This window comes from Bacteroidetes bacterium endosymbiont of Geopemphigus sp. (genome assembly GCF_002904345.1).
Lineage (GTDB): Bacteria > Bacteroidota > Bacteroidia > Flavobacteriales > Blattabacteriaceae > GSPS2-BC2016.
This window is the reverse complement of the sequence record NZ_PEIH01000005.1, coordinates 196,398-222,782: the sequence shown is the minus strand read 5'-3', so window position 1 is coordinate 222,782 and position 26,385 is coordinate 196,398. Positions and strand designations below refer to the sequence as shown.

Annotated in this window: 28 protein-coding genes and 3 pseudogenes; 13 read left to right on the top strand and 18 right to left on the bottom strand. The window is 38.0% G+C overall.

What is annotated here, in order from left to right:
- Positions 1-5 precede the first annotated feature (5 nt).
- Positions 6-335 (bottom strand): hypothetical protein, encoded by a 330-nt coding sequence (locus CS842_RS02245; RefSeq protein WP_146037430.1) that lies wholly within the window; start codon positions 333-335, stop codon positions 6-8.
- Positions 336-730: 395 nt separating this feature from the next.
- On the opposite strand from CS842_RS02245, the gene fsa reads away from it, so the two are divergent.
- Positions 731-1,387, top strand: coding sequence for a fructose-6-phosphate aldolase (gene fsa, locus CS842_RS02235; protein ID WP_103327280.1), 657 nt, complete (start codon positions 731-733; stop codon positions 1,385-1,387).
- Positions 1,388-1,433: 46 nt separating this feature from the next.
- On the opposite strand, the gene CS842_RS02230 is transcribed toward fsa, so the two are convergent.
- From CS842_RS02230 to CS842_RS02190, 11 genes are all read right to left on the bottom strand, one after another.
- Entirely contained in the window at positions 1,434-1,634 is a 201-nt protein-coding gene (locus tag CS842_RS02230; RefSeq protein WP_103327279.1) for a hypothetical protein, read from the bottom strand.
- Positions 1,635-1,720: 86 nt separating this feature from the next.
- A complete protein-coding gene (locus tag CS842_RS06815) occupies positions 1,721-1,879 on the bottom strand; it encodes a hypothetical protein (protein ID WP_195909834.1) in 159 nt (52 codons plus the stop codon).
- A 997-nt stretch (positions 1,880-2,876) separates the two neighbouring features.
- A complete protein-coding gene (locus CS842_RS06495; protein ID WP_195909833.1) occupies positions 2,877-3,074 on the bottom strand; it encodes a type IX secretion component PorD family protein in 198 nt (65 codons plus the stop codon).
- A 382-nt stretch (positions 3,075-3,456) separates the two neighbouring features.
- Positions 3,457-3,702: a phosphopantothenoylcysteine decarboxylase domain-containing protein gene (locus CS842_RS07415; RefSeq protein WP_265614195.1), complete on the bottom strand. Its 246-nt coding sequence runs from the start codon at positions 3,700-3,702 to the stop codon at positions 3,457-3,459.
- 41 nt (positions 3,703-3,743) lie between these two features.
- A complete protein-coding gene (locus CS842_RS07410; RefSeq protein WP_265614229.1) occupies positions 3,744-4,004 on the bottom strand; it encodes a phosphopantothenoylcysteine decarboxylase domain-containing protein in 261 nt (86 codons plus the stop codon).
- Positions 4,005-4,182: 178 nt separating this feature from the next.
- Positions 4,183-4,533 (bottom strand): flavoprotein, encoded by a 351-nt coding sequence (locus CS842_RS07120; RefSeq protein ID WP_241518418.1) that lies wholly within the window; start codon positions 4,531-4,533, stop codon positions 4,183-4,185.
- A complete protein-coding gene (locus CS842_RS02210; RefSeq protein ID WP_103327276.1) occupies positions 4,530-4,865 on the bottom strand; it encodes a DNA-directed RNA polymerase subunit omega in 336 nt (111 codons plus the stop codon). The genes CS842_RS07120 and CS842_RS02210 overlap by 4 nt, the downstream gene beginning before the upstream one ends.
- 19 nt (positions 4,866-4,884) lie before the next feature.
- On the bottom strand, positions 4,885-5,709 hold the full coding sequence (locus tag CS842_RS02205) for an outer membrane protein assembly factor BamD (protein WP_103327275.1): 825 nt from the start codon (positions 5,707-5,709) through the stop codon (positions 4,885-4,887).
- Between the two features lie 49 nt (positions 5,710-5,758).
- Positions 5,759-5,944, bottom strand: coding sequence for a hypothetical protein (locus tag CS842_RS07575; RefSeq protein WP_346962748.1), 186 nt, complete (start codon positions 5,942-5,944; stop codon positions 5,759-5,761).
- Between the two features lie 299 nt (positions 5,945-6,243).
- A complete protein-coding gene (gene dapA, locus CS842_RS02195; protein WP_103327274.1) occupies positions 6,244-7,161 on the bottom strand; it encodes a 4-hydroxy-tetrahydrodipicolinate synthase in 918 nt (305 codons plus the stop codon).
- A gap of 84 nt (positions 7,162-7,245) precedes the next feature.
- Complete coding sequence (locus tag CS842_RS02190; RefSeq protein ID WP_103327273.1) at positions 7,246-7,512, bottom strand: RNA recognition motif domain-containing protein; 267 nt, start codon at positions 7,510-7,512, stop codon at positions 7,246-7,248.
- Between the two features lie 250 nt (positions 7,513-7,762).
- On the opposite strand from CS842_RS02190, the gene lpdA reads away from it, so the two are divergent.
- From lpdA to CS842_RS02155, 8 genes and pseudogenes are all read left to right on the top strand, one after another.
- Positions 7,763-9,157, top strand: a complete 1,395-nt coding sequence (gene lpdA, locus CS842_RS02185) for a dihydrolipoyl dehydrogenase (RefSeq protein ID WP_103327272.1) — start codon at positions 7,763-7,765, stop codon at positions 9,155-9,157.
- A 31-nt stretch (positions 9,158-9,188) separates the two neighbouring features.
- Positions 9,189-10,028: a 3-deoxy-8-phosphooctulonate synthase gene (gene kdsA / locus CS842_RS02180; protein WP_103327271.1), complete on the top strand. Its 840-nt coding sequence runs from the start codon at positions 9,189-9,191 to the stop codon at positions 10,026-10,028.
- Entirely contained in the window at positions 10,025-11,389 is a 1,365-nt protein-coding gene (gene hemN / locus CS842_RS02175) for an oxygen-independent coproporphyrinogen III oxidase (RefSeq protein ID WP_103327270.1), read from the top strand. The genes kdsA and hemN overlap by 4 nt, the downstream gene beginning before the upstream one ends.
- A gap of 4 nt (positions 11,390-11,393) precedes the next feature.
- The gene (hpt, locus tag CS842_RS07115; RefSeq protein WP_241518417.1) at positions 11,394-11,942 is read left to right on the top strand and encodes a hypoxanthine phosphoribosyltransferase; all 549 of its coding nucleotides are present in this window, start codon (positions 11,394-11,396) and stop codon (positions 11,940-11,942) included.
- 1 nt (position 11,943) lies between these two features.
- Complete coding sequence (locus tag CS842_RS07110; protein ID WP_103327269.1) at positions 11,944-12,528, top strand: adenylate kinase; 585 nt, start codon at positions 11,944-11,946, stop codon at positions 12,526-12,528.
- A gap of 5 nt (positions 12,529-12,533) precedes the next feature.
- On the top strand, positions 12,534-13,535 hold the full coding sequence (gene obgE / locus CS842_RS02160) for a GTPase ObgE (protein WP_103328008.1): 1,002 nt from the start codon (positions 12,534-12,536) through the stop codon (positions 13,533-13,535).
- A gap of 179 nt (positions 13,536-13,714) precedes the next feature.
- Positions 13,715-13,834: pseudogene (locus CS842_RS07785) on the top strand (hypothetical protein); the annotation flags it as partial.
- Entirely contained in the window at positions 13,797-14,105 is a 309-nt protein-coding gene (locus CS842_RS02155; RefSeq protein WP_430537309.1) for a hypothetical protein, read from the top strand. The pseudogene CS842_RS07785 and the gene CS842_RS02155, both read left to right, overlap by 38 nt.
- Before the next feature lie 725 nt (positions 14,106-14,830).
- Here the strand turns inward: CS842_RS02155 and CS842_RS02150 are convergent.
- Together CS842_RS02150 and CS842_RS02145 are read right to left on the bottom strand one after the other, a co-directional pair.
- A complete protein-coding gene (locus CS842_RS02150) occupies positions 14,831-15,823 on the bottom strand; it encodes a glycosyltransferase family 2 protein (RefSeq protein WP_103327268.1) in 993 nt (330 codons plus the stop codon).
- Complete coding sequence (locus CS842_RS02145) at positions 15,820-16,698, bottom strand: lysophospholipid acyltransferase family protein (protein ID WP_241518488.1); 879 nt, start codon at positions 16,696-16,698, stop codon at positions 15,820-15,822. The genes CS842_RS02150 and CS842_RS02145 overlap by 4 nt, the downstream gene beginning before the upstream one ends.
- Before the next feature lie 664 nt (positions 16,699-17,362).
- Between CS842_RS02145 and CS842_RS02140 the strand changes: the two genes are divergently transcribed.
- A complete protein-coding gene (locus CS842_RS02140; RefSeq protein WP_195909832.1) occupies positions 17,363-17,521 on the top strand; it encodes a glycine zipper domain-containing protein in 159 nt (52 codons plus the stop codon).
- A gap of 50 nt (positions 17,522-17,571) precedes the next feature.
- Complete coding sequence (locus tag CS842_RS02135; RefSeq protein ID WP_103327265.1) at positions 17,572-17,856, top strand: OmpA family protein; 285 nt, start codon at positions 17,572-17,574, stop codon at positions 17,854-17,856.
- Between the two features lie 438 nt (positions 17,857-18,294).
- On the opposite strand, the pseudogene CS842_RS02130 reads toward CS842_RS02135, so the two are convergent.
- Positions 18,295-18,510, bottom strand: a pseudogene (locus CS842_RS02130) (hypothetical protein); the annotation flags it as partial.
- Between the two features lie 1,187 nt (positions 18,511-19,697).
- Here CS842_RS02130 and CS842_RS02125 point away from each other — a divergent pair.
- On the top strand, positions 19,698-21,335 hold the full coding sequence (locus CS842_RS02125) for a peptide chain release factor 3 (protein WP_103327263.1): 1,638 nt from the start codon (positions 19,698-19,700) through the stop codon (positions 21,333-21,335).
- 12 nt (positions 21,336-21,347) lie between these two features.
- Here the strand turns inward: CS842_RS02125 and CS842_RS02120 are convergent, their stop codons facing one another.
- On the bottom strand, positions 21,348-21,569 hold the full coding sequence (locus CS842_RS02120; protein WP_103327262.1) for a hypothetical protein: 222 nt from the start codon (positions 21,567-21,569) through the stop codon (positions 21,348-21,350).
- Positions 21,570-21,661: 92 nt separating this feature from the next.
- Here CS842_RS02120 and fumC point away from each other — a divergent pair, with 92 nt between their 5' ends.
- Positions 21,662-23,056 carry a class II fumarate hydratase gene (fumC, locus tag CS842_RS02115; protein WP_103327261.1) on the top strand — a complete coding sequence of 465 codons (1,395 nt, stop codon included), beginning with the start codon at positions 21,662-21,664 and terminating at the stop codon, positions 23,054-23,056.
- A 23-nt stretch (positions 23,057-23,079) separates the two neighbouring features.
- On the opposite strand, the pseudogene CS842_RS07105 reads toward fumC, so the two are convergent.
- Positions 23,080-23,466: pseudogene (locus CS842_RS07105) on the bottom strand (LNS2 domain-containing protein).
- 479 nt (positions 23,467-23,945) lie between these two features.
- Positions 23,946-26,369, bottom strand: coding sequence for a phenylalanine--tRNA ligase subunit beta (gene pheT, locus CS842_RS02105; protein WP_103327260.1), 2,424 nt, complete (start codon positions 26,367-26,369; stop codon positions 23,946-23,948).
- Positions 26,370-26,385 lie beyond the last annotated feature (16 nt).

Sequence of the window (26,385 nt, the reverse complement as noted above, 5' to 3'; positions counted from 1 at the left end):
TAGGTCTATTTTATACATGCTTTCAGCATGCTTTCCGGTATAGTATCAGCGTTCTTCCCAATGAAATAAAGCAAAAAAAAGACATGGATTGATTCCCATTTCCTAGCGGAGCACCCAGATAATATTTTATAATTTTTTTCCATACTTTGTAAGGCGCCGCCCTTTCCAGAAAGGGCGGCGCCTGTGCGTAATTTCACTGTGAGAATACCACTTTTTTTTTGAGAGAGATCTGCGTTAGCCTCCCATGCTTGACACACTTGTGCGAGAAAATCTATCCCCGGAGGATCCTCTTCCGTAAAGGCTTTTTTGAGTAATGCTCCCGAAATAACTGACACCTCCGGCACTTATAGAAACACTCAGGTTGCTCTTTGGATTTCCTTATGTGTTGCCATAAAAAACGCGCGCTTACGCCGCGGACTTATGAAATTATTATCTTTTCCTGAGCGCTCCTGCCAAATGAATGATATTATGCAATTGATATAAGGTTTTTGTATCGATGAAATCCTTTTGGAATCCCATAAATAAACAGGGAAATTTCCTTTAACTTTATATCCTCTCCTCAGATACCTTTTATAGCCTCGTTCATAGAGCATTTCGCTTAAGCGATTTCCTATAACCGATTGTACCTGTGGTAAGTATGTTTTTTATTCGATGATTCATTGAAATAGTTGAATAATATTTTATACAAAAATCGGAATAATCTTTACTTTTGATCCGAAAAAAATATTTCATGAAATTTTTTATAGATACGGCTGACCTTGATCAAATACGTCAAGCCAATGAATTAGGTGTTCTCGATGGCGTCACCACTAACCCATCGCTGATGGCTAAACAAGGAATCAGTGGCGAAAAGAACCTTCACGCACACTACCTGAGCATCTGTGAAGTCATTCAAGGAGATGTAAGCGCTGAGGTGATTGCCACTAATTATGAAGGCATGTGCTCTGAGGGAGAAATTCTGGCGAATTTGCATTCGCAAATCGTCGTGAAAATCCCCATGACCATCGATGGCATTCGCGCTATTCATCATTTTTATGAACAAGGCATACGTACCAACTGTACTTTGGTTTTTTCTTTATCTCAGGCGCTCTTAGCAGCTAAGGTGGGAGCTACCTATGTCTCGCCTTTTATAGGAAGACTCGATGATATTTCTTCAGATGGTCTTCAGCTTATTCAGGATATACGAATGGTATATGACAGTTATGACTTTGAAACGGAAATTTTGGCCGCTTCGGTACGTCATTCCATGCATATTGTCAATTGTGCAAAAATAGGCGCTGATGTCATTACAGCGCCTCTGGAGGTGATCAAGAGTCTTGCGCATCATCCCCTTACGGATATTGGTCTGAAAAAATTTCTCGACGATTATCAAAAAACTTCTTCTTAATCCTTTGAATTAGCTCCTGAAGACAAAAGCACATTTAAACCTGCAATCAGGCCTCTTCGGTAACGGCTATTTCGCTGAGAATCTGCGCAATTTCTTCGATTTGATCTGTTTTTATGAGTTCCTTAAAAAGGATAATGGCTCTTTCCTGTTTTATGTTTTGTAAATTTTCAGAGGTGGTTTTGCTGAGTTCTTGCAAGTGACTTCCTTTATTGGTAGAGAAAAGTATCTGAATATTTTCAGCTTCCATCGTATGCAGATCCTTTGCAGGGATGAGTTGTATTTTTACTCTTCCTCCGGAATTTCTAGTGTATATAGTAATGTGATTATGAATTACTAAAGCTCTTTTTTTTCTTTTCTTATATCACTGAGATTTGTATATTTCTTTTTTAGCTCATTCGATGATATACGTTCTTCTCTTTTTAAATCTTCCAGATCAAGGTGAATATTTTCTGTTTCCTGATATTCTTTTTCAAGTTTTTCAAGAACTTTCAATAATTCTCCCGAGTTTGCTACCTGATGTTTTTTTTGTAGTTGGGTGAGTAAATCAAGGCGCTGATGTATTACTTCCAGATGTTTCGGGTGTGATTCAACGGTCTTTATCCAATGGATTATTTCATTGTAAAGATCACTCGTTTCGATCCATGCTACATAGGATTGTTCTGTAAGTTCATGATGACGATGGGAAGGTTCTGCAGATTTGTCAAGACAAGTTTTTTAAACGTGTCAGTTGAAGCAAGCAGACTGATGCCTTCGGAAAACCATCTACTTATTTCCTAAGCATGCATGTGATAGGCTTCTCTCTCAAATTCCCTTTCCTCATTATCAACGATCTTTGCCATATGAAGCTCTTAAGAGAAAATTATTGTACTCTTTCTTTCGCAGATGGTTTGCTTCTCGCTCTTTTAACTGGAGTAGTTGCTCTTTGACGCACTGGTATTTTCAAAATATCTTTGATACTTATTCCTTCTAGGAATTTATTATTTTTACAATAGCTATCGAGGAATTTTAGCTGATGATAGCTATCATTGATGAGCTTTCTTCTTAGTTTTCCAAACTGCTCCAAACTTACCAGACTATCATTAATAAAACTTCTTGACTTGTCGCCAGGATGTATTTCCCTTCGTAAGATCGTTTGGACTCATTATCGATGTAGTAGTGCTTTAAGAGGCTTTCAGGAAGTTGCGTAAATGAGCTTCGCTATTTATTTTTCTTTATCTAAAATAGCAGAGGTATCTGCTCTTTTATCTGATCTTTTATCTGAGATAAGCCCGGAGAGGGCATTCATAAGTAAAGATTTGCCTACTCTGGTTTCTCCCGTGATGATTTGTAAGACCTCCAGCTAAATCGAGTTCCGCTTTATTAATAATACTAAAATTGAATATATAGAGTTTTGTAAGCATTCAAATCTTGAAATTATTCCAGTGATATGAGAACTTTTTTTAAGTTAAAATTTATTAATTTGTATGATAGGCCCGCGCCATTGAGAATCTTACTGATCTCCTCTTTTTTTAGCCTTGAAAAAGATATCTACAGGATAGGAATTAACAGCGCCTATATCTGATATTTTGTCAAGTTCGACAAGCGTCTCAGTGATGTTTTGTTTGCCTTCAGCTGGTTTTTCAGACATCACATTCAAGCCTTTTCTATGGGTCCAGTCCAGCCAACAAAAAAAGATTCTCTGATTCAACACTGCCGGCAATTTTTTGTGCTGCCAGGAAATATTCCTTGCCTGCACTCTTAGAAAAGGTATCAGCATCACATCCAAGGAGGTCTGAAAACCTTATTAACAGTGATTGAAAACAAAGCATTCTATCATTTTCATTTGCCTGAAAATCATCGCGCCCTAACGCCTTTGGTTGAGCCAATCGTTAAGCTCCTTTTCAAGATTTTCATAGAGAGAAGCGTGCGTGAGTTTTGTAGTTTCTCGTAGTTGATTTTAACCTTTTCCGAAAGCTCTTGCGCGCACGCGCATTGCGCTTCTAAAAAGAAAGATTAATAAGCGCATCATAACCTTAAATTAACTTAAGGTTTGCGAAACCTAGTTCAATATATCAAAATCCAGGTCTTTTTTACTTTTTAATTCTATGGGGGAGAGTCTCTCCTTTATCATTGATTAAGATGATCTTATTAGTATCCTTGTCAAATCCTGCACCTGCATCTTTCAAAGAATTCAGTATGATAAAATCAAGCTTTTTTTCTTTCAGTTTTTTCTTAGAATTTTCTAGTTCATCTTCGCTCTCCAGCACAAAACCTACGATATATTGATGTTTCTTTTGTGCTCCTAAGGTTTTGAGGATATCAGGATTTCGAATCAACTCAAGAGAGAGGTTTGCTTGTTTTTTCTTTATCTTTTCCTTTAAAATTGCAGAACTGCCTTATAGTCAGATACGGCTGCGGCCATAATGAGCACATCACATTTCCTGAAGTATTTTAAACTTTTATTAAGCATTTCTTCAGCTGAAGTGACTGGAATTTTTCTTACGCCCTTTTTCTCTATCGTTTCCTTAACCAGGCTATAAATGATCGTTACCTCTGCACCCAGCTGCGCAGAAGCTTTTGCCAGGGAAAAGCCCATTTTTCCTGAGGATCGATTTTCCAGAAATCGTACTGGATTTATGGATTCATAGATAGATCCGGCGGTGATAAGTATTTTTTTTCTTTTAAATGAGAGGTTTTTTTCTCAAAATGTTTTACCAGGGTCCCTATAATATTGCTCAGGTTCGGCCATTCGTCCCTGTCCAGGTAAGCCGCTTGCGAGCCATCCTTTTTTAGAAGGTATTAAAATATGTCCTCTCTTAAGGAGTCTCCCTATATTCTCTTTTGTAGTGGGATGCCAGGTATATATCGAGATCCATCGCCGGAGCGAAAAATATTGGCCGTAGCAGGAGCGATAAGAAATGCATCTGCCCAAATGCTAAGTTCACGTAATTATTCCAGTTACGATCTCCGTATCTGAACGAGTCCCAGACAGGAACTTTGGAAAGCGTGGCTAAGGTGTTTTTTCTGACAAATTTCTTAGCTGAAGGACTCATTAAAACTTTGATTTCTAACTGCATACCAAGAAGTAGCATTAATAATATCGGAATCTTATAGGAAGCAATACTGCCGCTGACTCCTAAAATATTTTTTCCCTCCCAAGGTATCATAAGTCGATTTTAGTGTCATCTTCTGATTTCCGAAAATAAACTTCTCTGTCTAAAAACTCCTGAACAGCAATGGCTGTAGGCTTGGGAAGCTCTTCATAAAATTTTGAAAGCTCAATTTGTTCTTTATTTTCAAAAACTTCCTCTAGCGAATCATTATAAGCGTTAAATTCATCGAGCTTTTTATAAAGCTCGGTTTTGATAATGCTGTTGATTTGATTAGCGCGCTTACCCAGTATATTGATGATAGAGTAGATGTTTTCTCCAGATTTTTCCATCTCTCTTCGATCAATGGTTTCAGTGGAGAGAGGTGCTTTAATATCTTTAAATTTCATAGAATTTTAATTAAATGTGTTATTTTTTCAGGGCGGAAAGTTCATTGATATGTTTAAGATTTTGTGACACTCTTCTTTCAATTTTTATTATTTCCTCTTTATGTTGAGAATCTGAATAGGACTTTCTGAAGTTTTCAACCATGGTTAAGACCTCTTCAAGTCGCTCTTTTTCCAGCGATGGATCACTATGTATTGCTAATTCATACTGGGCATCTAACCTGTAGTATTCGGCTTTTTCTCTCAGTGGACTCTCGGGAAAATCATTGATGAGTTGCTCGAATGCCTTTACCGCCGCCTTGTATCGCATAATATCGTGATAAATCTTGGCAATTTCAAAATATTTTTTTTCTAATTTCTTGGTCAGTGTCTGAATAAAAGTGTTCACTTCTAAAATTTTTTTACTCCCAGGGTATTGATTGATAAAGTTTTGTAACTCCTCAATGGCGGCATAAGTGCTGCTTTGGTCTAAATTATAATCCGGCGAGCTCATATAATAGGAATAGGCTGAATGAAAAAGAGCCTCTTCAGCGCGTTCATCCTGGAGATAACTTGAATGAAAATTCTTAAACTGATGTGCCGCCAGGCTATAATTTTTATCGTAAAAATTTGCCATGGCAGTCTTGAAAATCAGATCTTTGGCGCTTTCTGTTCCTCGTAGCATAGGCGCAGCACGTTCGTATAGCTGTAAGGCCTGGGGATATTTTTTCTGGGAAACGAAAGCATCTCCCTGTGAAAAGATATAAGTCACATCGGTGCTCTTAAGCGGATTGTCGAGTTCCTTATTGCATCCGTTCAGAATTAAAAACCAAGGTAAAAAGAACTGAAAGATTATTTTTTTCTGCATGGTGCAAAAATAATACCTTCTAGGATATTATTCATAATATCTTGAATTTTTAAACTTTTGCTCGCTTATGGAAATTTTGAATATACCTGTCGAAAAGACAGATACCCCCTTTGTCTTCATCAATCAAATGAAGTTTATCAAGAATCAATTGAGCTAAGGGCTCTTCTTCAATTTTCTCAGCTACATACCATTGCAGAAAATTGTGAATGGAATAATATTTTTCTTTCAAAGTCATATTTACCAGATCGTTGATCTCTTTCGAATTTTTTTTTCTTATGCTCGAAAAGTTTTGTGAAAAGGTTCTTTAGCGAGCTATACTCTTCTTCAGGAGAAGAAAGCTCTGAAAAACCTGGACCATGTGGTCCTCCGCGCTCGTTGCTCGTTGATATAACGCAGTAATTTGAGTATATGTGTTCGTTCCTCATAAGAGTGAACATAAAGAAATTCGCCTACACCTTCAAAACCTTTGAAGCCATGGAAAGGTAGATCTGTGAGGCCTGAGCTGCGCATTAAGTCTTTTTTCAATAGTGTTGCTTAGCATAGTATATTATTCTTCTTACCAGAAGTTGTGATATTGGTATAGCCTTCGTAAGCTCTTTTTATTTTTTCCTCCAACGTTGCGGAAGCCTCTACCAATGGTAGTCTTACATGGGTTTTGCAAATGCCAATGCTATGTAAAAGTGATTTCACACCGGCAGGGTTACCCTCTTGGTAAATAAGGTGCATAAGTTCAAAGAATTTATAATAATGCTTAAAAGCCTCTAAAGGTTTTCCTTTAAGCGCATAGCGGATCATACTAGAAAACTCATCAGGTAGCGCTTGAGCAAGCACTGAGATCACGCCGTCTCCTCCACCAAGAGTTATAGGAAGCGCTAAAGCATCATCTCCTGAGATCAGGCTAAAGTGGCTAGGTTTTTCTCTAAGAATCTCGTAAGCTTGCAAAAGATTTCCAGAAGCTTCCTTAATACCTGCGATATTTTTATACGCTCGCGCCAGAGCAAGCACGGTTTTGGGAAGTATATTCGAACCTGTGCGCGAAGGCACGTTATAGATGATAATTTTAGCTTCTGTATTTTCCGCTATTGTTTTAAAATGCTGATAGATACCTTCTTGCGAGGGGCGATTGTAGTAAGGCGTCACTGAAAGAATAGCTTCAAAACCTGAAAGATTTGTAGTTTGAATTTTTTCAACTACTTCCTGAGTGTTGTTTCCACCTATGTTAAGAACTAAAGGAAGCCTTTCCTGATTTGCTTTTTGAACACAGCAAATAATTTCATTTTTTTCCTCATCCCGCAAGGTGGCCGGCTCACCGGTAGTGCCTAAAATCACCAGGTAATTCACACCTTTTGTTATAGCATACTTGCTCAAGCGGCTCAAGCTCTCGAAGTCCACTTTTTTTTCCCTATCAAAGGGTGTTACAAGTGCTATGCCTGTTCCGCGAAGTTTTTTCATGAGTTTTTTATTGAATCAATTCCGATCATTTAAAAAATGGCAAAAGAGATGTAACATTTTTTGCCATTTTATAACATCTAAAAATTATTTTCTGTCACGCGCCTCAGCAACTATAATTTCTCTCAGATTGTTGCTGTTTTTGCTCTCCACAGTTTTTTTGTGGAGCTTATTTATGATGTTTTGTCCACTTTTGTCATCAGAGGTTTCAACAAAACCGAAGCCCTTGCTCCTTCCTGTTTCCCTATCGATGATGATTTTTGCATCTTTAATTTGCTCTCCGGTTTCTTTAAGAAGACTTTTAAGATCTTCTTCGTTAGTTTCAAATGGTAAATTTCCAATATACAATTTCATTTCATGAGAATTAGTAATTTAAAGATACAAATCTAAATATAAATATTTACAGAATCTATTCTAGATAAAAAACAATTTTTAACAAGGTATCATTAAAGAGATTTTAAAAATTGATTTTTCCGCATGATTTTTTATAATTTATAAATCGTTTTATCTGAAACGATTATTTATCTATTGATCTCTATGTGATTTTTATGAATAAATCGTAACTTTGCATATATTATCTCATCTATATGAAAAGTATATCTTTATGAATTTTAATTTGATCGTTATCGGTAGCGGCCCCGGGGGTTATGTAGCAGCTATACGTGCTGCGCAGCTGGGTCTTAAAACAGTTGTCATCGAAAAAGAAGAACTTGGAGGAATCTGTTTAAACTGGGGCTGTATACCGACCAAAGCCCTGCTTAAAAGCGCACAAGTTTTTAATTATTTAAAGCACGTGCAGTCTTACGGCTTAAGTCTAGACGAGAGAACTCTCAGTGCCGACTTTCCCGCCGTGATCAAACGCAGTCGGGAGGTGGCTCAAAAGATGAGCAAGGGCATCAGCTTTTTGATGCGAAAGAACAAGATTAAAGTAATTTTTGGAGTGGCGAAACTTCAAGCGGGTAAGAAAGTAAGCGTACTCGATAAAGAGGGAAAAACCTCTGAGTATACAGCTGATCATATCATCATCGCTACAGGTGCCCGATCTAGAAATCTGCCTAATCTTCCTCAAGATGGTAAAAAAGTGATCGGCTATCGACAGGCGCTTGTGCTCTCTGAACTTCCAAAACACATGGTAGTGGTGGGCTCTGGGGCTATAGGAGCGGAATTTGCCTATTTTTATAATGCTATGGGTGCTAAGGTTACGCTGGTGGAATATCTTTCGCGTATTGTACCCCTAGAGGATTCGGAAATTTCTCAACAACTTGAACGCTCTTTAAAAAAAAACGGGGTAGAAGTGCTTACTTCTTCCTCTGTAGAGAGGATAGAGGCTTCTAAAGATAAGGTAAAGGTTTTTATCAAAACCTCCAAAGAAGATCATTCTCTAGAAGCAGATGTGGTGCTTTCCGCAGTAGGTATTACGCCCAACATAGAGGATATCGGACTCGAGGAGGTGGGTATTGCAATTGATAAAGGACGTGTCGTGGTGGATCATTTTTATCGGACCTCTGTTGAGGGTTATTATGCCATAGGAGATTTAGTACAAAGTCCTGCGTTGGCGCATGTGGCCTCTGCAGAGGGCGTCATATGTGTGGAGCACATTAAAGGACTGAATCCTGAGCCGCTGGATTACGGAAATATTCCTTCTTGTACGTATTGCGGTCCGGAAATCGCCTCTGTGGGACTCACCGAGGAACAAGCCAGAGAAAAAGGTTATGATCTTAAAATAGGTAAATTTCCCTTTACAGCCCTTGGAAGGGCTACCGCCAATGGAGACACCGAAGGCTTTGTTAAGGTGATATTTGATGCTAAATATGGCGAGTGGTTGGGCTGTCATATGATAGGCACGGGGGTTACAGAGATGATTGCCGAAGCCGTTACCTCACGCAAGCTTGAAACTACGGGCCATGAAGTCCTTAAAGCGGTACATCCACACCCAACCCTTAGCGAGGCTATTATGGAAGCTACAGCAAATGCTTATGATGAATGCATTCATCTGTAGTTTTTTAAATTTTTCGGAACTCTGATTTTTAATGATACAAACGCTCTCAAAAATAAAGCATATCGATGCGGATAATTTTTTCCTTATCGCTGGCCCTTGCGTTATTGAGTCGGAAGGAATGGCCTTGCATATTGCCGAAGGTATTGCCAGGAGTTCGGAACACTATAAAATTCCTTACATATTTAAGGGCTCATTTAAAAAAGCGAATCGTTCACGCTTAGATAGTTTTTCAGGTATAGGAGATGAAAAAGCACTAAAGATCCTTCGGAAAGTGGGCGAAATTTTCGATATTCCCGTCACCACCGATATTCATTTGCCTTCTGACGCGATAAGGGTCGCTGATTATGTAGATGTATTACAAATACCGGCTTTTCTGGTGCGACAGACCGACCTGTTGGTAGCAGCTGCTCAAACACAAAGGGCCGTTACGCTCAAGAAGGGGCAGTTTCTCTCGCCTGAATCCATGAGATTTGTGGTGGAAAAGATGCGTGATAGCGGCAGTAACCGTTTGGCGCTTATAGAGCGTGGCACTACTTTCGGTTATCAGGATTTAGTGGTCGATTACCGAAGTATACCCATCATGCAGGAATATGCCCCTGTGATACTCGATGTGACCCATTCGCTGCAAAAACCCAATCAGGGAAGCGGTATTACCGGCGGACATCCGCAATGGATAGAGACCCTCGCTAAGGCAGGTATCGTTACGGGCGTGAACGGTATTTTTATAGAAACACATCCCTACCCTCACAAGGCAAAAAGCGACGGCGCTAATATGTTGCCCTTGGATCTTTTGGATCCTTTGCTAAAAAAACTGATAGTTCTTCGAAAGGCTATCAAAGTTTTCAGCGATAAAAAAGATCAACTTAAATGAAAGGGCACTTAGTTGGAAAATACAATATTCCTGGGCCTCGATACACGAGTTATCCAACGGTTCCTTACTGGGAAACTCGGACCTTTACTCTGGAGAAATGGAAGGAAACACTTGTGCGTTCCTTTAAGGAATCAAATGCTGAAGAGGGCATTAATCTATACATCCATTTGCCTTTTTGTGAGAGTCTTTGCACCTTTTGCGCCTGCAATAAACATGTTACCAAGCGTCATGAGGTGGAGCGTCCCTATATCGATTATCTGATCAGGGAGTGGAACATGTATCTTGAGCTGCTCAAAGGACGACCCTTGCTCTCGGGTCTTCATCTGGGAGGGGGCACACCTACATTTTTCAAACCAAAACACCTGAAATACCTGCTTGAATCTCTTTTTGAAACGGTGGATATCTATGAGAATAAGACTTTTAGTTTTGAGGCTCATCCTAATCATACCTCTTTTGAGCACCTTCAAACCCTTTATGATTTAGGGTTTCGTCGCGTGAGTTTTGGCGTTCAGGATTACGATTTAAAAGTACAAAAGGCTATTCATCGAATCCAGTCTTTTGAGCGAGTAAAGCTTGTAAGCGAGTGGTCTCAGAAAATCGGCTATGAGTCCATATGTCATGAATTTGTGTATGGTCTTCCTTTTCAAAAAATGGAGAGTATTGAGCGAGTGGCGGAAAATATAGCTTTGCTCCGACCGGATCGTGTGGTAAATTATAGCTATGCCCATGTTCCCTGGATTAAAGGACTTGGACAACGTGGATTTGATCAAGCGGATTTGCCCTCGGGCTTGCTTAAACAAGCCCTTTCCGAGCGCTTGCGGGAGCATTTGACAGAGATGGGCTATCACCAGATTGGTATGGATCATTTCGCTTTGTCTCACGATAGTTTTTATAAATCCTTAGTAGAAACGAAGATTCATCGTAATTTCATGGGATATACCCATTCCAAAACCCAGCTCATGATCGCCTTAGGGGCTTCTGCTATTTCTGATAGCTGGTATGCTTTTTCACAGAATTTCCGCGATGTCAAATCTTATTACCAAGCACTCGATAAGGGAGATTTACCTGTTTTTAGGGGCCATATCCTCACGCAGAAGGATTTAATCATTCGTCGTCATATTCTTAATCTGATGTGTCGACTCGAAACCTGTTGGTCTAAAGCCTCTATGTATTTCGATGAGATTCCCAAGGTATTAGAGCGACTCGAGGAGATGCGTAACGATGCTTTAGTAGAATTTTTGCAAGAGGGTCTTCGCATCACCCCGGCAGGACATTCTTTTCTGAGGAATATTTGCATGGCTTTTGATTTACGCTTGATTCGTGAACAACCCCAGACACGTCTGTTTTCCATGACTATATAATTTTATGCAAGCAATACAGGAAATATCTATCCGAGGAAAAACCTTTATTCCGTTTATAAAAAGCGCAGAGATTGAAAAAATTGTCAAAGAACTCTCTGAAAAAATTCATCGCCATTACGGCGGACGTACACCTGTTTTTGTAGGAGTTCTCAACGGAGTAATCATGTTTTTCAGCGATTTTCTAAAAAACTATCCTGGAAACTGTGAGATAGCCTTTATTCAGTTGGCCTCTTACCATGATAATACTTGCTCAAGCGGTAAGGTAAATATCATTTCCAATTGGCCAGTGGATTTAACAGATCGTGAGGTAGTTGTTTTTGAAGATATCGTCGATACGGGAACTACACTTAAAAAAATTCACAAAATGATCCAAGATCAAAAGGTAAAAAGCTCCAAAGTCGCCACGCTTTTTTTTAAACCTGATGTTTATAAGAGTGATTTACCTATAGATTATATCGGAAGGCCTATTCCCAATCGCTTTATCGTAGGATATGGTTTGGACTTCGATGGAATGGGAAGAAATATACCTGATATTTATCAGTTAAAAGATTAGTATGAAGCACATTATTTTATTTGGTCCTCCCGGATCGGGTAAGGGTACACAGGCTGAGCTTGTCGCTAACAAATTCAACTTAAAGCATCTTTCCACAGGCGATCTTTTCCGTCATCATATGAAAGTAAAAAATTCACTTGGATTAAAAGCAAGATCTTATATAGATCAGGGCTTGCTCGTTCCTGATGATGTGACCACCGCTATGCTTGAAGATTTCCTTCCGGAAAACGACCAGCCAGAGGCTGGTATTATTTATGATGGCTATCCGCGCACACTACAACAAGCCATTTCGTTAGATGAACTTTTAGAGCGCTTTTCATTGGGTTTTGTAAATACTGCCTTTTCTTTTTGTGTTCCCGATGAGCTTCTTATAAAGCGTCTTTCCTTAAGAGGAAAGACCAGTGGGCGTTCGGATGATATTGACTTGGGCGTGATTAGAAAACGCATTGCAGAGTATTATAAAAAGACCGCTCCACTTTCTGAATATTATCGTAAAAAAGCTATTTTGACGGAAATTAACGCCAAGGGAAATATAGAGGAGATTGCACTTTCTTTAGAGCTTGAAATCAGGCGTTTGTCTATTTGACCGGAATGTTTTCAGAAAATTTTATAGATCAGGTAAAAATTTATTGCGCAAGCGGCCATGGAGGCACTGGAGCGGCGCACTTCCGTCGGGAGAAATTTATTCCCAAGGGCGGTCCAGATGGGGGAGATGGGGGAGATGGAGGAAGTCTGATCTTGCAAGGTAGCGCTCAGCTCTGGACATTGCTTCATTTTAAGTACAACAGACACCATAAGGCTAAAAATGGATCTCCTGGAAGAGGAAATCGCATGAGTGGCGCCTCGGGAAAAGCCCTCGTCTTGAAAGTGCCCTTGGGCACTATCGCTAAAGATGAGCAGGGAAATACTATAGCTGAAATCACTCAGCAAGGAGAGCAACAAGTGCTTTTCCAGGGGGGTAAAGGCGGTCTAGGAAATTGGCATTTTAGAAATTCAGTCAATCGCACACCACGTTATGCGCAACCTGGATTACCTGGTAGAGAGGCCTGGATTAGCCTGGAGCTAAAAATATTGGCCGATGTAGGCTTGGTAGGCTTTCCCAACACGGGTAAATCTACCTTGCTTTCTTCCCTTACGGCAGCTAAGCCCAAGATTTCCGATTATGCCTTTACTACTTTGATTCCTCAACTAGGCATTGTGCAGTACAGAAATCAGCACTCTTTTGTAATCGCTGATATTCCCGGTATCATACAAGGCGCTAGTCAGGGAAAAGGAATAGGGCATCGCTTTCTTCGTCATATAGAGCGCAATGCGGTATTATTGTTTTTGATACCCTGTGATACAGAAGATCTTTTAAAAGAATACGAAATTCTGCTCAAAGAACTCGCGGCTTATAAGCCTAAACTTTTAGATAAAAAACGTTTGTTGGTTGTTTCCAAAACAGATTTATTAGATGAAGAGATGAAAAAAAAATTAGAGGGTCGATTTCCTGAAGGTTTGGAAACCATTTTTATATCTTCTCATCATCAAAAAGGCCTAGAGGATCTTAAGGACGCACTCTGGAAATGTATTCATATTTCTTTAGATTTGTGAAGAAAAATAAAATATAAAAGTTATTAATTCATTATAGTCCTTTACAGTAAGATTCCCAATCTTTCAATCATAGCTATTACAAAACATAAAAGTGAGAAATATTTTTTAGAGCATATCAAAATCACCCCAAGAGGAGCAGCCGAGAAGAGTATAAAGAGAATCATTAAAATACCGGTAGTGGTTCTATACAAGTTGACTCACACTTTCCTATTTACAAAGCCAATGCTACCCTAAGGTTTGAACGATCAGGAACTGAAAATTATGAAATTGACATTCATCATGAAAACAATCAATCATAAGCATTACGTCCATATGTATGGACCCACTACTGGGGATAAAACACGATTTGCTGATACTTCTTTATGCATAGAAATTGGAAAAGATTATACTTTTTATCGTGATGAATGTGTATTTTTTGGTGGAAAGGTTATTCGCGATACTATGGGACAAGATCCTCTTGGATCTCGAGAAAAAAACTCTAGATCTAGTTATTACCAATACTGTTATTGTCTATGCCAAACAGGGAATGAAGGGGGGTACTACAAATATGATTATCGATACCGGAACTGAGGTCATTTCAGCTGAAAATACAATCGTTAAAGTTCGTAGATAGCCATTAGATTGTATCTGTCCACAAGCGTACACATTCACAGTATAGTTTACCGCCACTTGTGATCATATTCCCATTAATCTTGGTATTCCATAGTTCATGGAATAGCTCAATCCAACCCTCAAAGAACAGGTAGAAGCAGGCGCAGGAGGATAAAATTCATGAAAATTTACTCTAAAAACATTTAAAAATCGAAGCATACATGTCTATTATATAGAAGGCACTGGTGGAGGATATGCTCCAGATCTATTAAGATTACTTTCCGATTCGGACATAATTGTCCTCTTCTACCTTTATTATCAATAAGCTTTACAAGCTCTTTATATCCGTTAAAATTTTTTATTCGGTCATAATATCTGATATATATTTTGGATATATCGTATATATAATAAAAATTATTAAATAATGAGTTGTCAATTAACTTAAATTTAACATAAATAAAACATCAGTATATTTCTAAACAAGAATTTAAGTAAGTTGAGTTTTTTAGCTATCAGCCCAGTTTTTGTGTAGGTTTTTCTAATTAACCTTCATAGCTTTAAATGCTATATATGAATATATTGATAAAATATTCTAATTCTATTTAAGCTACACTTGTTTTATATGCTCTCTAGCTACTTCCTTCTTGATTTGTTTATTTTTTTTAGTAAAATTTATGTTCTTAAGACAATAAATCAGAGGGATTTTAGCGAAGTTTGTGAAAATATTTTCGGCCCATGATAAAATATTGAAAGAAGATATTTCTGTGCCGATAATAAGCAGACAATTCTTCTCCGGATCTCTTCTGATAATTTATGAAAAATCTTTTATAAAAAGAAAAATGGGCTCTCACTATCGCCCAACTGTGTTTGTAATGGCCGTGAAGTAAAAAATAAACGCCTGCCCACCCATCGAGAAAAAGACGCCCTGTCAACACTTTATATAATTCCTTCAAAGGAAGATTTTTAACCAACATCAAAAGGCTGTTTCGAAAGTTTAAGAAAGTTTTTTCTGGATCCTCTTTTTTTAAGGTTCCTCCACCCATATGATATACTTTTGAACTTGCTGTATAAGCTATTTTATAGCCTTTATTTCTTAAGCGCCAGCACAGATCGATTTCTTCCATATGAGCAAAAAATTGCTCGTCAAATCCCCCGGCCTCTTCATAGGTGCTTTTTCGTATAAAAAAACAAGCGCCCGATGCCCAGAAAATCTCAGAACTATCTTCATATTGATCTGTATCGATTTCCGTTTGATAAAAAATCCGTCCGCGGCAATAAGGGTAGCCCCAATTGTCTATAAAACCTCCGGCGGACCCTGCATATTCAAAGCATTCTTTATTTGTATAATCTAATATTTTAGGCTGTAAGACAGCCAGCTTATGATCATTATCAAAAAATGACACGATCGCCTTGAGCCAGTGTTCGGTGACCTCTACATCGGAATTAAGTAAGCATAAAATTTTCGTATGGATTTGCTCTATGCCTTTATTATAACCGCCTGCGAATCCCAGATTTTGAGCGTGCCGTATGATTTTTATGCTGGGATGGTTTTTTTCAAGGTAATCTATCGAAGTATCGCTTGAGGCATTATCAATAACATAAAGATCCGATTTTTGGCTGAAGCGTTCAATTGCGGGAAGAAATTTTTCTAGCCATCTTACGCCGTTCCAGTTCAGTATGACAACAGCCAGGTTCAAAAATCTATGCCTTTTTGATGTTTCCAGCGCCTGTGACTCCAAAGCCAATTATCAGGTTGCTCAAGGATGTTGACCTCGAGAAGCGCGAAGAATTTTTCTGCAATTTCATTTTCTCGAAATTTCTTTCCTTGCGCTTCTATAGGTACAAAACGAATTATATAATGACCTCTTTTTTTCCTGAGGATATTTCCATATAAAATGCGCATGTTTTTTTTTCGGGCGATCTTATCAAATCCGTTATAAACTCCCGTTTCTTGATTTAAAAAAGGTAAACTATAGCGTATTTTACGCTTTTGCGGGCTTTGATCACCAAGTACTAAAAAAACATGCTCGCCATCGTTGGGTAGTTGCATAAGACTGCGCACACTTTGCGCTAAGGGAAGGTTAATCGTTCCGAAACGTCCGCGAATGGTATTCATAAGCTGATTTATAAGAGAGGTGTTTATCGGTTTATAAATGGCATAGGTCTGTTTTTGAGGTAATTTCGGACCGAGCGAAATCAACCATTCCCAATTGAATAAATGACCTATAAGCAGGAAAACATTTTTTTTCTCTGAATGATATTTTTCAAAAAATTCGATACCTTCATACTCTACACGTTTTTGCAGTGTTTCAAAATTCAGGCGAAGGCAGCTGAGGGTTTCAAAAATGTAGTCTGAAAGATTTCTGTAAAAAAGACGCTGAACGCATCGAATTTTTTCTTCGGAAAATTTAGGCAAGGATTTTCGCATATTTCCACGAATAATAGCTTTCCTATATCTTACTATATAGTTTAAGATAAAAGCCAGTAGATCCGATAATCGATAAAGCAACCCAAAAGGACATCGCGCTATGACTGTAAATAGTCTAAAAATAAGTCTTTCCCATCGCTTCATCATCGCTGCATGTAAAATCTATTGTAAAATATATAATTGAATATATCGTTGTTTTTGACGATTTATGTTATATTTAATTGGGAATAAATTTAATACGAGATGAGAAAAATATTTTCTGGATTATAGTTCTTCTTTTGAGTTCATGCATGCTCACGTACATGAATAAAAAGTATCGTATCAATATCAATAGTCGATGGATTTTAAACAATATTACATATAGCGGAAATTCTGGTGAATTTAAATCAAAACTTTTTGATGGGACCTGGTGCCAGATGCTTTGAAAGCAGTTTATGGACCTTTATATGAAATAATAGCATAAATTCTTACCCTTTAGAGGGGTAAAGGCGAACTGTCCTTCTTTGTCTTGCTTAGTTTGCGCTGGTCGGTTTATGGCCCCGGAGGTGTAAAAGAACTGACCCTTCGAGTAGAAAATCTTTTGAGGAAGAAGCCGGCTATCGCTTGCATATTGATCAGATTGGCTTGGTGCAGATGCGTATAAGAGCGACTGTTCCTTCAAAAGGAACAGTCATTCAATAAATTTATACAATTTTACAAAAAACTATACTATGAAATACATAATTAAGAACTTTATTTTCCCTCCTCATCTTTTTCAATTATTTTAAGTTGTAACGCTTTTCAGCGGGCGATCAACCAGCAAAAAGGAGTGGCCATCAGAACCAGATCCGGTGCTGTTTTAGGAGGTGCGATCGGTAAGTTTACCGGAAATACAGCTGTAGGAGTCATATTAGGTACCACCGTAGGTGGTGTTGTAGCCAGGATTATCGGAAATCGTACGGGATCTACAGGCCCCTGTAGCCAATAAAAAACGAGGTCCCCGGCGCTACGGTAGAGCGCGTAGGAGACGGAATCAATGTGACTTTTGATGAGAAAAGCGGTATGTACTTTGGCTTTGATCAGTCGAATATCGACTCAGCTTCCGCTGGCGCTTTAAGCGATATAGTAAAAGTTTTTGAAAAATATCCCGATATCAATATTTTACTTGAAGGTCATACCGATGACAAAGTCGCTGATAATTACAATATAGGATTATCACAGTGTCGCACTATCGCGGTAAGAGAATTGCTTTGTGAAAGAAGGTGTTTCTCCTTCGCGTTTAACCACCAATTGGTACGGAAAATCGCAATTGAAATACCCTAATACTATAGAGAAAATCGCGCAAAAAATCGTCGCGTGAAAATCGTTATTACCGCTAATAATGAAGACCGAGGCTAAAATACAGACCAATTAAATCCGTGCGATTTTCATAAATAGTGACAAAATAAAAGAGGTAGCATTTATCGTCTGCTTCCTTTTTTATTGAAAAAATAAATAAGAATATATTTTCAAATTTCAAAACAACGAATTTCTGCTACTTTGTTTTGTAGGTACAAATTTACTTGTTTGACCTTTCGGTTACTTCTTATCCTTGAAACGAGACTATCTGAATCATTTTAAAGGAATCCAAGGTGTGCACCCTTTGAACAGAGTCGCCTTAGTTTGTTATGGCTTGAGCACTTTATCTGTCGCTAGTCCTAATAAAAGAACAGAATGAACCTTCTATTGGTTTAAGAAGCTTTTTAATATATCCTTTACCAGTCAAATCATAGGGAGTTTTTTGATTATTATCTTTGGAATTTTAATGGCACCTACCTTTATAGAATCTTCAACGGCCCCTTCGTTATCGAATTGATCGGCAGTATGAAGTGGTGTTTTTCCAAAATCATTTTTAAAGTTTACATCAGCACCGTTTGATATAAATAGTTCAATGATTTCTTTATTTTCATTTGTAGAGTCCAAATGAAACGGGCTTTGTCCATTGTTTTTCTTAGCATTTTACGTTAGCTCGCTTTTCCAGAAGAATTTTGATACAGTTTAGATTCTTAAAAACAGCTGCTAAGTGGAGTGTATTTATATTTATCTTTAATATCTTCATCGACATCTCTTTTTTAGAAAAGCTTTGAGGATCTTTGATTCACCATTCTTCTTAAACGCCATGAGTAAGAAAATACGTTAAAGCTCTTCATAGAGAGTTGTAAATAACTGGGTAAAAATTTTGTAATTGGAAAATTAATGAAATATTTCAAGTTTTTTTTAATACACTAAAAAACAACAATGCTACAAAATTTGACCTGATTGTTCTTTTATTCTTTCAGTTTTTATCAGATTTAATATAGGTGGAATAGAATTTTCTTTGCACTCCTTTGCAGGTTTTATAGTAGCTCTTTCCATCTGAATCTTTTCATTGATTTCAAGTATTTGTTCTCTATTTCCCGGAAATTAGATTCAATGGCATCCAATAGGCCAATAGTATCCTTATCTACCTTTATCTAACGTGCCTAAAATAAGGAAGAGAAAGGAGTTTAAATTATTGTTTATAAGCATATTATTTCTTGATGATATACACGCCTTGAGCCTGGAGGATTTTTTTAATTCTTTTCTCAGTCTTTGAATATTATCTCTAAGTTCCGGTTGAAAATTCAGACGACTACTTAATACGATATTCTTAAGACTCTCGAGAGTATCTATCTGAGATTTCAATTTTCTAATCAGCTGCAAGGTTTCTGATCATAGATTTGATTTCATCTTCTATTTACTCTATGGTATTTCACATATATTTAAAAAAAGCTCAGCATTTCCCCTTGTTTGAGAAAAAATTTTTGAGACATTCGTGGAGCTTTCTTTTAATTTTTTTTCTTTCTTAAAAAGAGAGAGATCTACATTTTTATCATCCATAATCTTCTATATTACAGTATTTTTTTCAAAAATTATTATCTATTAAATGGTAAAGATAAAGAAATGTAATGACATCTTTGTTTGTTATATTATTATATAATTAATATAAATATTAAATATGATCTATAAAACTTTTTTTTTGCAAACCCAATTTTAAGATGTGCCTTTAAAGCTTTGTGAATCGTATTTTTGTGGCGATTTTTCTTATCTCGAACGATCCAAAGAGAGGTTTCGTTCTAAGAATATAGAAAAGTAATCAGTGAAAAATGAAAAAAAACGATTCTGTAACATCTTCCTTTGTAAAGGAAAAGGTACTTAGAGAAGAGATCCAGCGAAGAAAAACCTTTGGAATTATTTCTCATCCAGATGCTGGAAAAACCACGCTTACAGAAAAATTCCTTCTTTTTGGAGGAGCCATACAGGAAGCTGGCGCGGTAAAGAGCAACAAGATTAAGAAAACCGCCGCTTCCGATTTTATGGAATTGGAACGTCAAAGAGGCATATCCATTAGCACCTCAGTGCTCAGTTTTGAATACAAAGGCAATAAAATCAATATTCTCGATACGCCTGGCCATAAAGATTTTGCTGAAGACACCTTTCGTACCCTTACAGCCGTAGATAGCGTTATTGTGGTTATCGACGTGGCTAAAGGGGTCGAAGAACAGACTGAAAGGCTAGTGGAGGTATGCCGCATGCGAAAAATTCCTATTCTTGTTTTTATCAATAAACTTGACCGTGAAGGAAAATATGTTTTTGATCTGCTCGATGAAATAGAGCAAAAACTTGGTTTGCGCATCACGTCTCTTTCTTGGCCTATCGGCATGGGAAACGATTTTCAGGGGGTGTATAATCTATGGGAACAAAGCTTACTTTTATTCTCAGGTCAGAAAAAGCAAAAAATAGAAAAAGGTTTAGAATTAAAAAATCTTCACGAAAAAATTCTTGATAAATCCATAGGGTCAAAGTCAGCTGAGCTACTACGTCAGGAGCTCGAAATCGTTCGTGAGGTTTATCCTGAATTCCATCGTGGAGCCTATATGAAGGGTGATTTGCAGCCGGTATTTTTTGGCTCGGCTCTTAATAATTTCGGTATACGAGAGCTTTTGGATGTTTTCATGGAGATCGCCCCTGGACCTTCTTCAAAAGAGAGTGAGCAGCGCCTGATAGCGCCTGATGAAAAATCTTTTAGTGGCTTCGTCTTTAAAATTCATGCCAATATGGATCCACGACATCGCGATCGCATCGCTTTTGTGAAAATTGCCTCTGGAGTTTTCAGGCGCAATACACCTTATCTGCATGTACGTTTAGGAAGAAAATTCAAGTACGCCAGCCCCAGCGCTTTCTTTGCCGATAAGAAGCAGATCATTCAGGAGAGCTTTTCCGGAGATATTGTAGGTTTACACGATACGGGCAATTTTAAAATCGGCGATACATTGACAGAAGGAGAAGCGCTTCGTTTCAAAGGAATCCCAAGTTTTTCTCCTGAGCACTTTCGATATATAAATAATGCAGATCCAATGAAGACCAAACAACTCGAGAAAGGCATCCATCAACTTATGGAAGAAGGTGTAGCTCAGTTATTTTCAATGGATTATAACCAACGTAAAATTATAGGCACCGTGGGTGCCTTGCAGTATGAGGTCATACAATATCGTCTGGAAAATGAATATGGAGCCCGTTGCACTTATGAAACACTCCCGGTTTATAAAGCCTGTTGGGTAGAGGTGGATGATGAAAAACATCCGGATTTTCAAGAATTTAAACGCGTTAAACAGCGATTCATAGCCCATGACAAAGAAAATCAAATGGTTTTCCTGGCCGATTCAGTTTTTAGTATACAAATGATGAAAGAAAAATACCCCTTAATAAAACTGCGTTTTACCAGTGAAAAAATCACAGCTTAGAATCTTATGCAATTAAGATTTTATCCAGAGCAACTCTACATCCTCTTGTTCAGATAAGGTCTTTCTCCGTACATCTCTCGGCGAGATATCCTTATTGATCTTTCCATAAGTTTCGGCTGCTCCCATGGTGATCCAATAAGGGACTATCGAGATAAGAAAGCTCAGGCACCAAAAGCCTGACAAGGTTATAAGAAGAAAAAATAAAAAGCCTATAAATTGTGAGATAATCGTCATAATAAACTTAAATTTTGACTCAAAGGTAGGGAATTTATTAACAATTTTCCTAAGCTTTTTGTACCTTTCTTCCCTTAGAAAATTAAGAGGAAATGAGCCATCGCGTAGAGAAAGACACCATGGGTGAGGTACAGGTACCTGCCGATAAATATTGGGGAGCGCAGACAGAGCGTTCACGAAATAATTTTAAAATCGGCCCGTCATCTTCTATGCCTTTAGAAGTAGTATATGCCTTTGCTTATCTGAAAAAAGCTGCTGCTTATGCTAATGCTGATTTGGGAATTCTTACAGAAGAAAAAAAATCTTTAATTACGCAGGTCTGTCAGGAGATATTACAAGGACGTCTTGATGATGAGTTCCCTTTAGTTATATGGCAGACAGGATCTGGTACTCAAACCAATATGAATATCAATGAAGTAATTTCCAATCGTGCGCACGTACTTAAAGGAGGAAACCTCAAAGAAGACAGGCGTATTATTCATCCAAATGATGATGTGAACAAATCGCAATCTTCTAATGATACCTTTCCTACGGCTATGCATATTGCTGCCTATAAGAAGCTTTCGGAGGTGACTTTTCCGGGGGTTAAAAAATTGCGTGATGTGTTGAAGAAAAAATCTAAAGCCTTTGGAAAGATTGTAAAAATAGGTCGTACTCATCTCATGGATGCCACACCACTTACCTTAGGGCAAGAATTTTCAGGCTATTTTACTCAGCTTGATTACGCAATTCGGGCAATTGAAAATACCCTTCCCCATCTTTCCGAACTTGCTTTAGGGGGAACTGCGGTGGGCACCGGGCTAAATACTCCAAAAGTTTACGATGTTAAAGTCGCTGAATACATCAAAAAATTTACAAATCTTCCCTTTAAAACGGCTAAGAATAAATTTGAATCCCTGGCCGCGAATGATGCTTTAGTAGAGGCGCACGGCGCGCTTAAACAATTAGCGGTTTCCTTAATGAAGATCGCTAACGATATACGTATGTTGGCTTCCGGGCCTCGCTCGGGAATAGGAGAGTTATTGATTCCAGATAACGAACCGGGTTCTTCTATTATGCCCGGTAAGGTTAATCCAACGCAATGTGAAGCTCTCACTATGGTTTGCGCGCAAGTGATGGGTAACGACACTACTATTTCTATAGCGGGCTCCTTAGGGCATTATGAACTCAATGTATTTAAGCCTGTGATCATTTGCAATTTTTTGCAATCAGCTCAACTTTTAGGAGATGCCTGTTTGTCTTTTGCGTTAAATTGCGTAGAGGGTATCCGGCCAAATTATGCACGTATTCAAGAGCTCTTGGAGCGCTCGCTCATGCTGGTTACGGCACTCAATACCTATATTGGTTATGAAAAATCAGCTGAAATTGCCAAAGCAGCTCATAAACATAATACAACTCTTCGAGAAGAAGCCTTTCGGCTAGGTTATGTAACTCCTGAAGAATTTGATGAATGGGTACAGCCTGAAAAAATGACTGGAAAGACCTAGGTCAGATTTGTCTGTTCGCGCATTTATCGATCTAGATATCCATCATCAAAAACTTGAATATGAGCAGTCTTCTTCACAAGATCTGTGAACCTTCCCCTATAACGCATATCTTTTACCATATGATTATCTATCCAATGGTTTCCCTCTCCGAGGCTTTCCGTAAAGCAAGCCATGATATTTAAATCCATGTTTTTAAGCCATCACTTGGTAACCTCTCTATGTTCTTCAGTACATGAGGTAAAAAAGATGATGATATATCCTTCATTGTACCACGTATTGACCACCTCCAGAACATCGAAAATTTTAGCCTTTTCTAATGCGCCAGGACTCTTCATTAGAGATATCTTCACAAATAGTTCGATCAATATCGATTAAAAATTCTTGATGTTTTCAGGAAGTATAGGGTTCATATGCTCGTGGTTTTGTGATTTCTTATGTAAGAATTCATCGATGTTCTTTTCTATCAATAGCTCAATATTGATAGCTGCAAACTTGCAAAAAAAGAAATTTTACAATCTTCTGCTTCAGAGTAAATATTTTAAAAACAACTTGTGAATTAATTGATATTTATCAATATTAAAATTTGAAAAAATTCAGCGGTAACTTGAACAGGAATAGTGGCAAGCAATTTTAATATATCGATTAAAATCCTGTTCATAATAGCTTAAAGAATGAAACAGTAGCTTTACTGTATCAAAATTTATTTATGAAAATAAATCTTTTTTTTTCTATAAGTGAGCTTCCTGGCTTTTTGAGCGCCGATGTATTTAATTTACCTCAGTGAGGAAATTATCTAAGGAATTTACTTTACTCTCTGCATAATATCTCACATATTAAACACTTAAGAATACCTGACTTTTATTCACTTATATTTTTTAAATTTTATTTATTACCTGAATTCTGCGCCCAGAGTTTTGCGAAGTTTATTACGAATATTTTCCATGACTTTCTCTATGCGCTCATCAGTAAGTGTCTCCTGAGGGTCTTCGAGTTGAAAACTCAATGCATAAGATTTTTTTCCTTTTGGAAGTTTCCCCCCTTTATATACATCGAAAAGAATTGTGGATTTTACTAGCTTTCGTTCGGTTTCTTGAACGCTCTCATAGAGTTTTTCAAAAGTTATATCTGTGTCAAGCAAGATGGCTAAATCTCTGCGTACTCTCGGATATTTAGGTAGCTCTTGAATATAGATTTTATTTTCCTGAAAGATGTTTACCACAGATTTCCAACAGATTTCAGCGTAAAATACTTCTTGGTTAATATCAAAATTTTCGACAATGGATTTTTTTACACGTCCCAGATGAGCCAGTGGTTTTTGTCGATGTACAAGTAAAAGACTCTTATCCAATAAAGGATCTTCTTTGAGTTGCTGTGTGAATTGTTGAACGCGATTTTTTTTCAGTAAAGCTTCTACAACGCCCTTTAGTGCAAAAAATGAAAACAGCCCACTCGAGTGTAGCCAGTGTTCTTTTTGTTCTTTTCCAGTGATAATCAGGGACAAATGATAGTTTTCTATATATTTTCCTTCTTTTTTACTATAGGTTTTCCCCCATTCGAAGAATTTCAATGAAGTATTTTTTCTACTGATGTTGTAAGAGATGCGCTCCATGAGGCCAAATAAAAGACTTTGACGTAATATGGCAAGTTCTTCGCTAAGTGGATTGAGTAGTTCAATGCTTTGATCTGAGGAGTCTTTTATAAATTTCTGATACTTGCGATGCGTCAGCGATAAATTGATAAGCTCATAAAAGCCTTGTGCGTTTAATATCGTTGCAGTATTTTCTTCAAGCTCTTCAAGTTTTGATTTCTTTTCATAATTCAGAAAAAAGCAAAAATTTTTAGGCGTTTTTATCAGGTTGTAACCATAGATTCTTAAAAGTTCTTCAATAAGATCCACCTCACGTACTACATCTATTCGATAAGGGGGTATGGAAACTCTGAGCGTTTTATCCTCTTCCGAGAGAATATCTATTTCCAGTAAAAAAAGGATTTTTTTTACTTTTTCTTTAGGAAGTATTTCGCCAAGTAAGCGGTTTATTTTTTCATAGCGGAGCTTTACCTGAAAAGCTTTTACGGGATTTGGGTAGAGATCTATTGGTTTTGATATTTTTCCTCCGGCGATTTCTTTAATCAAGAGCGCTGCCCTTTTAAGTGCATATACTACTTGCTCAGGGTCAACTCCTCGTTCAAATCGGAAGGAGGCGTCAGTGCTCAGTTTATGTCTTTTGGCGCTCTGTCGTATGCTTATCGGATCAAAGCAGGAGCTCTCGAGAAAAATATTTTGCGTCTTTTGGGTAATTCCCGAATCCAGCCCCCCCAGAATACCGGCCATACAAAGCGGCTTTTGAGCGTCACAGATCATTAGGTCTTCATCGCTAAGTGTGCGTTTTATATGGTCCAGCGTTCTGAAAGATTGACCTTCTGAAAGTGTTTTTACGTGAATTTCTTTACCCTCTAAGCAATCTGCGTCAAAGGTATGAAGGGGCTGTCCAAATTCGTGCATTACGAAATTGGTCACATCCACCACATTGTTAATTGGATTTAACCCAAGTGTCTGTAAGCGTTTTTGAAGCCAGGGAGGGGAGGGTGCTATTTTTATATCTGTAATTAAACAACCGCTATAGCGTACACATCGATCGGGTGATTCTATATAAAGGGGAAAGTTTGATATATTTTCTTCACTTTTGAAGTGTTCCACCTTAGGTTTATGGAGTTCGGCCTTGTGCCCACGCGCTTTAAGGGCAGCATATAAATCTCGTGCTACGCCCCAATGTCCCATGGCGTCGGATCGATTGGGTGTAAGACCTATTTCAATAAGGTAGTCCTTATCTGTTTGGAAAAGCTCTGATTCCGGCGCTCCGAGAGGAGCTTTGCTATCTATCAATAGAATTTTCTTAGAATCTCCCTCTAGAGTCAATTCATCGTCTGAGCAAATCATTCCTTCAGAGGTTACACCCCGACTCTTACTTTTCTTTAAACGTATTTGCTTTCCTTCTCTATCGAGGATGTGAGCCCCTACAAAGGGGGTTACAAGTACTTTTTGACCTGCGATTATATTAGGTACTCCACAAACGATTTGTAGTTCTTCTTTCTGTCTGATACCCACGTGGGTAAGCTTAAGGTGATCTGCGTTGGGATGCATCGCGCAAGAGCGCACTTCACCTAGGATCACATGATCTAAAATCGGATTTAGAATTTTAGATTCTTTGCAGCTTTCCACCTCCAAGCCGATATCAGTAAGTATTTCACAAAGCTGATGAAGGGTCAACTCACAAATTAAATACTGCTTAAGCCAGTTATAGGATATTTTCATATGCGCTTTCTTCTTA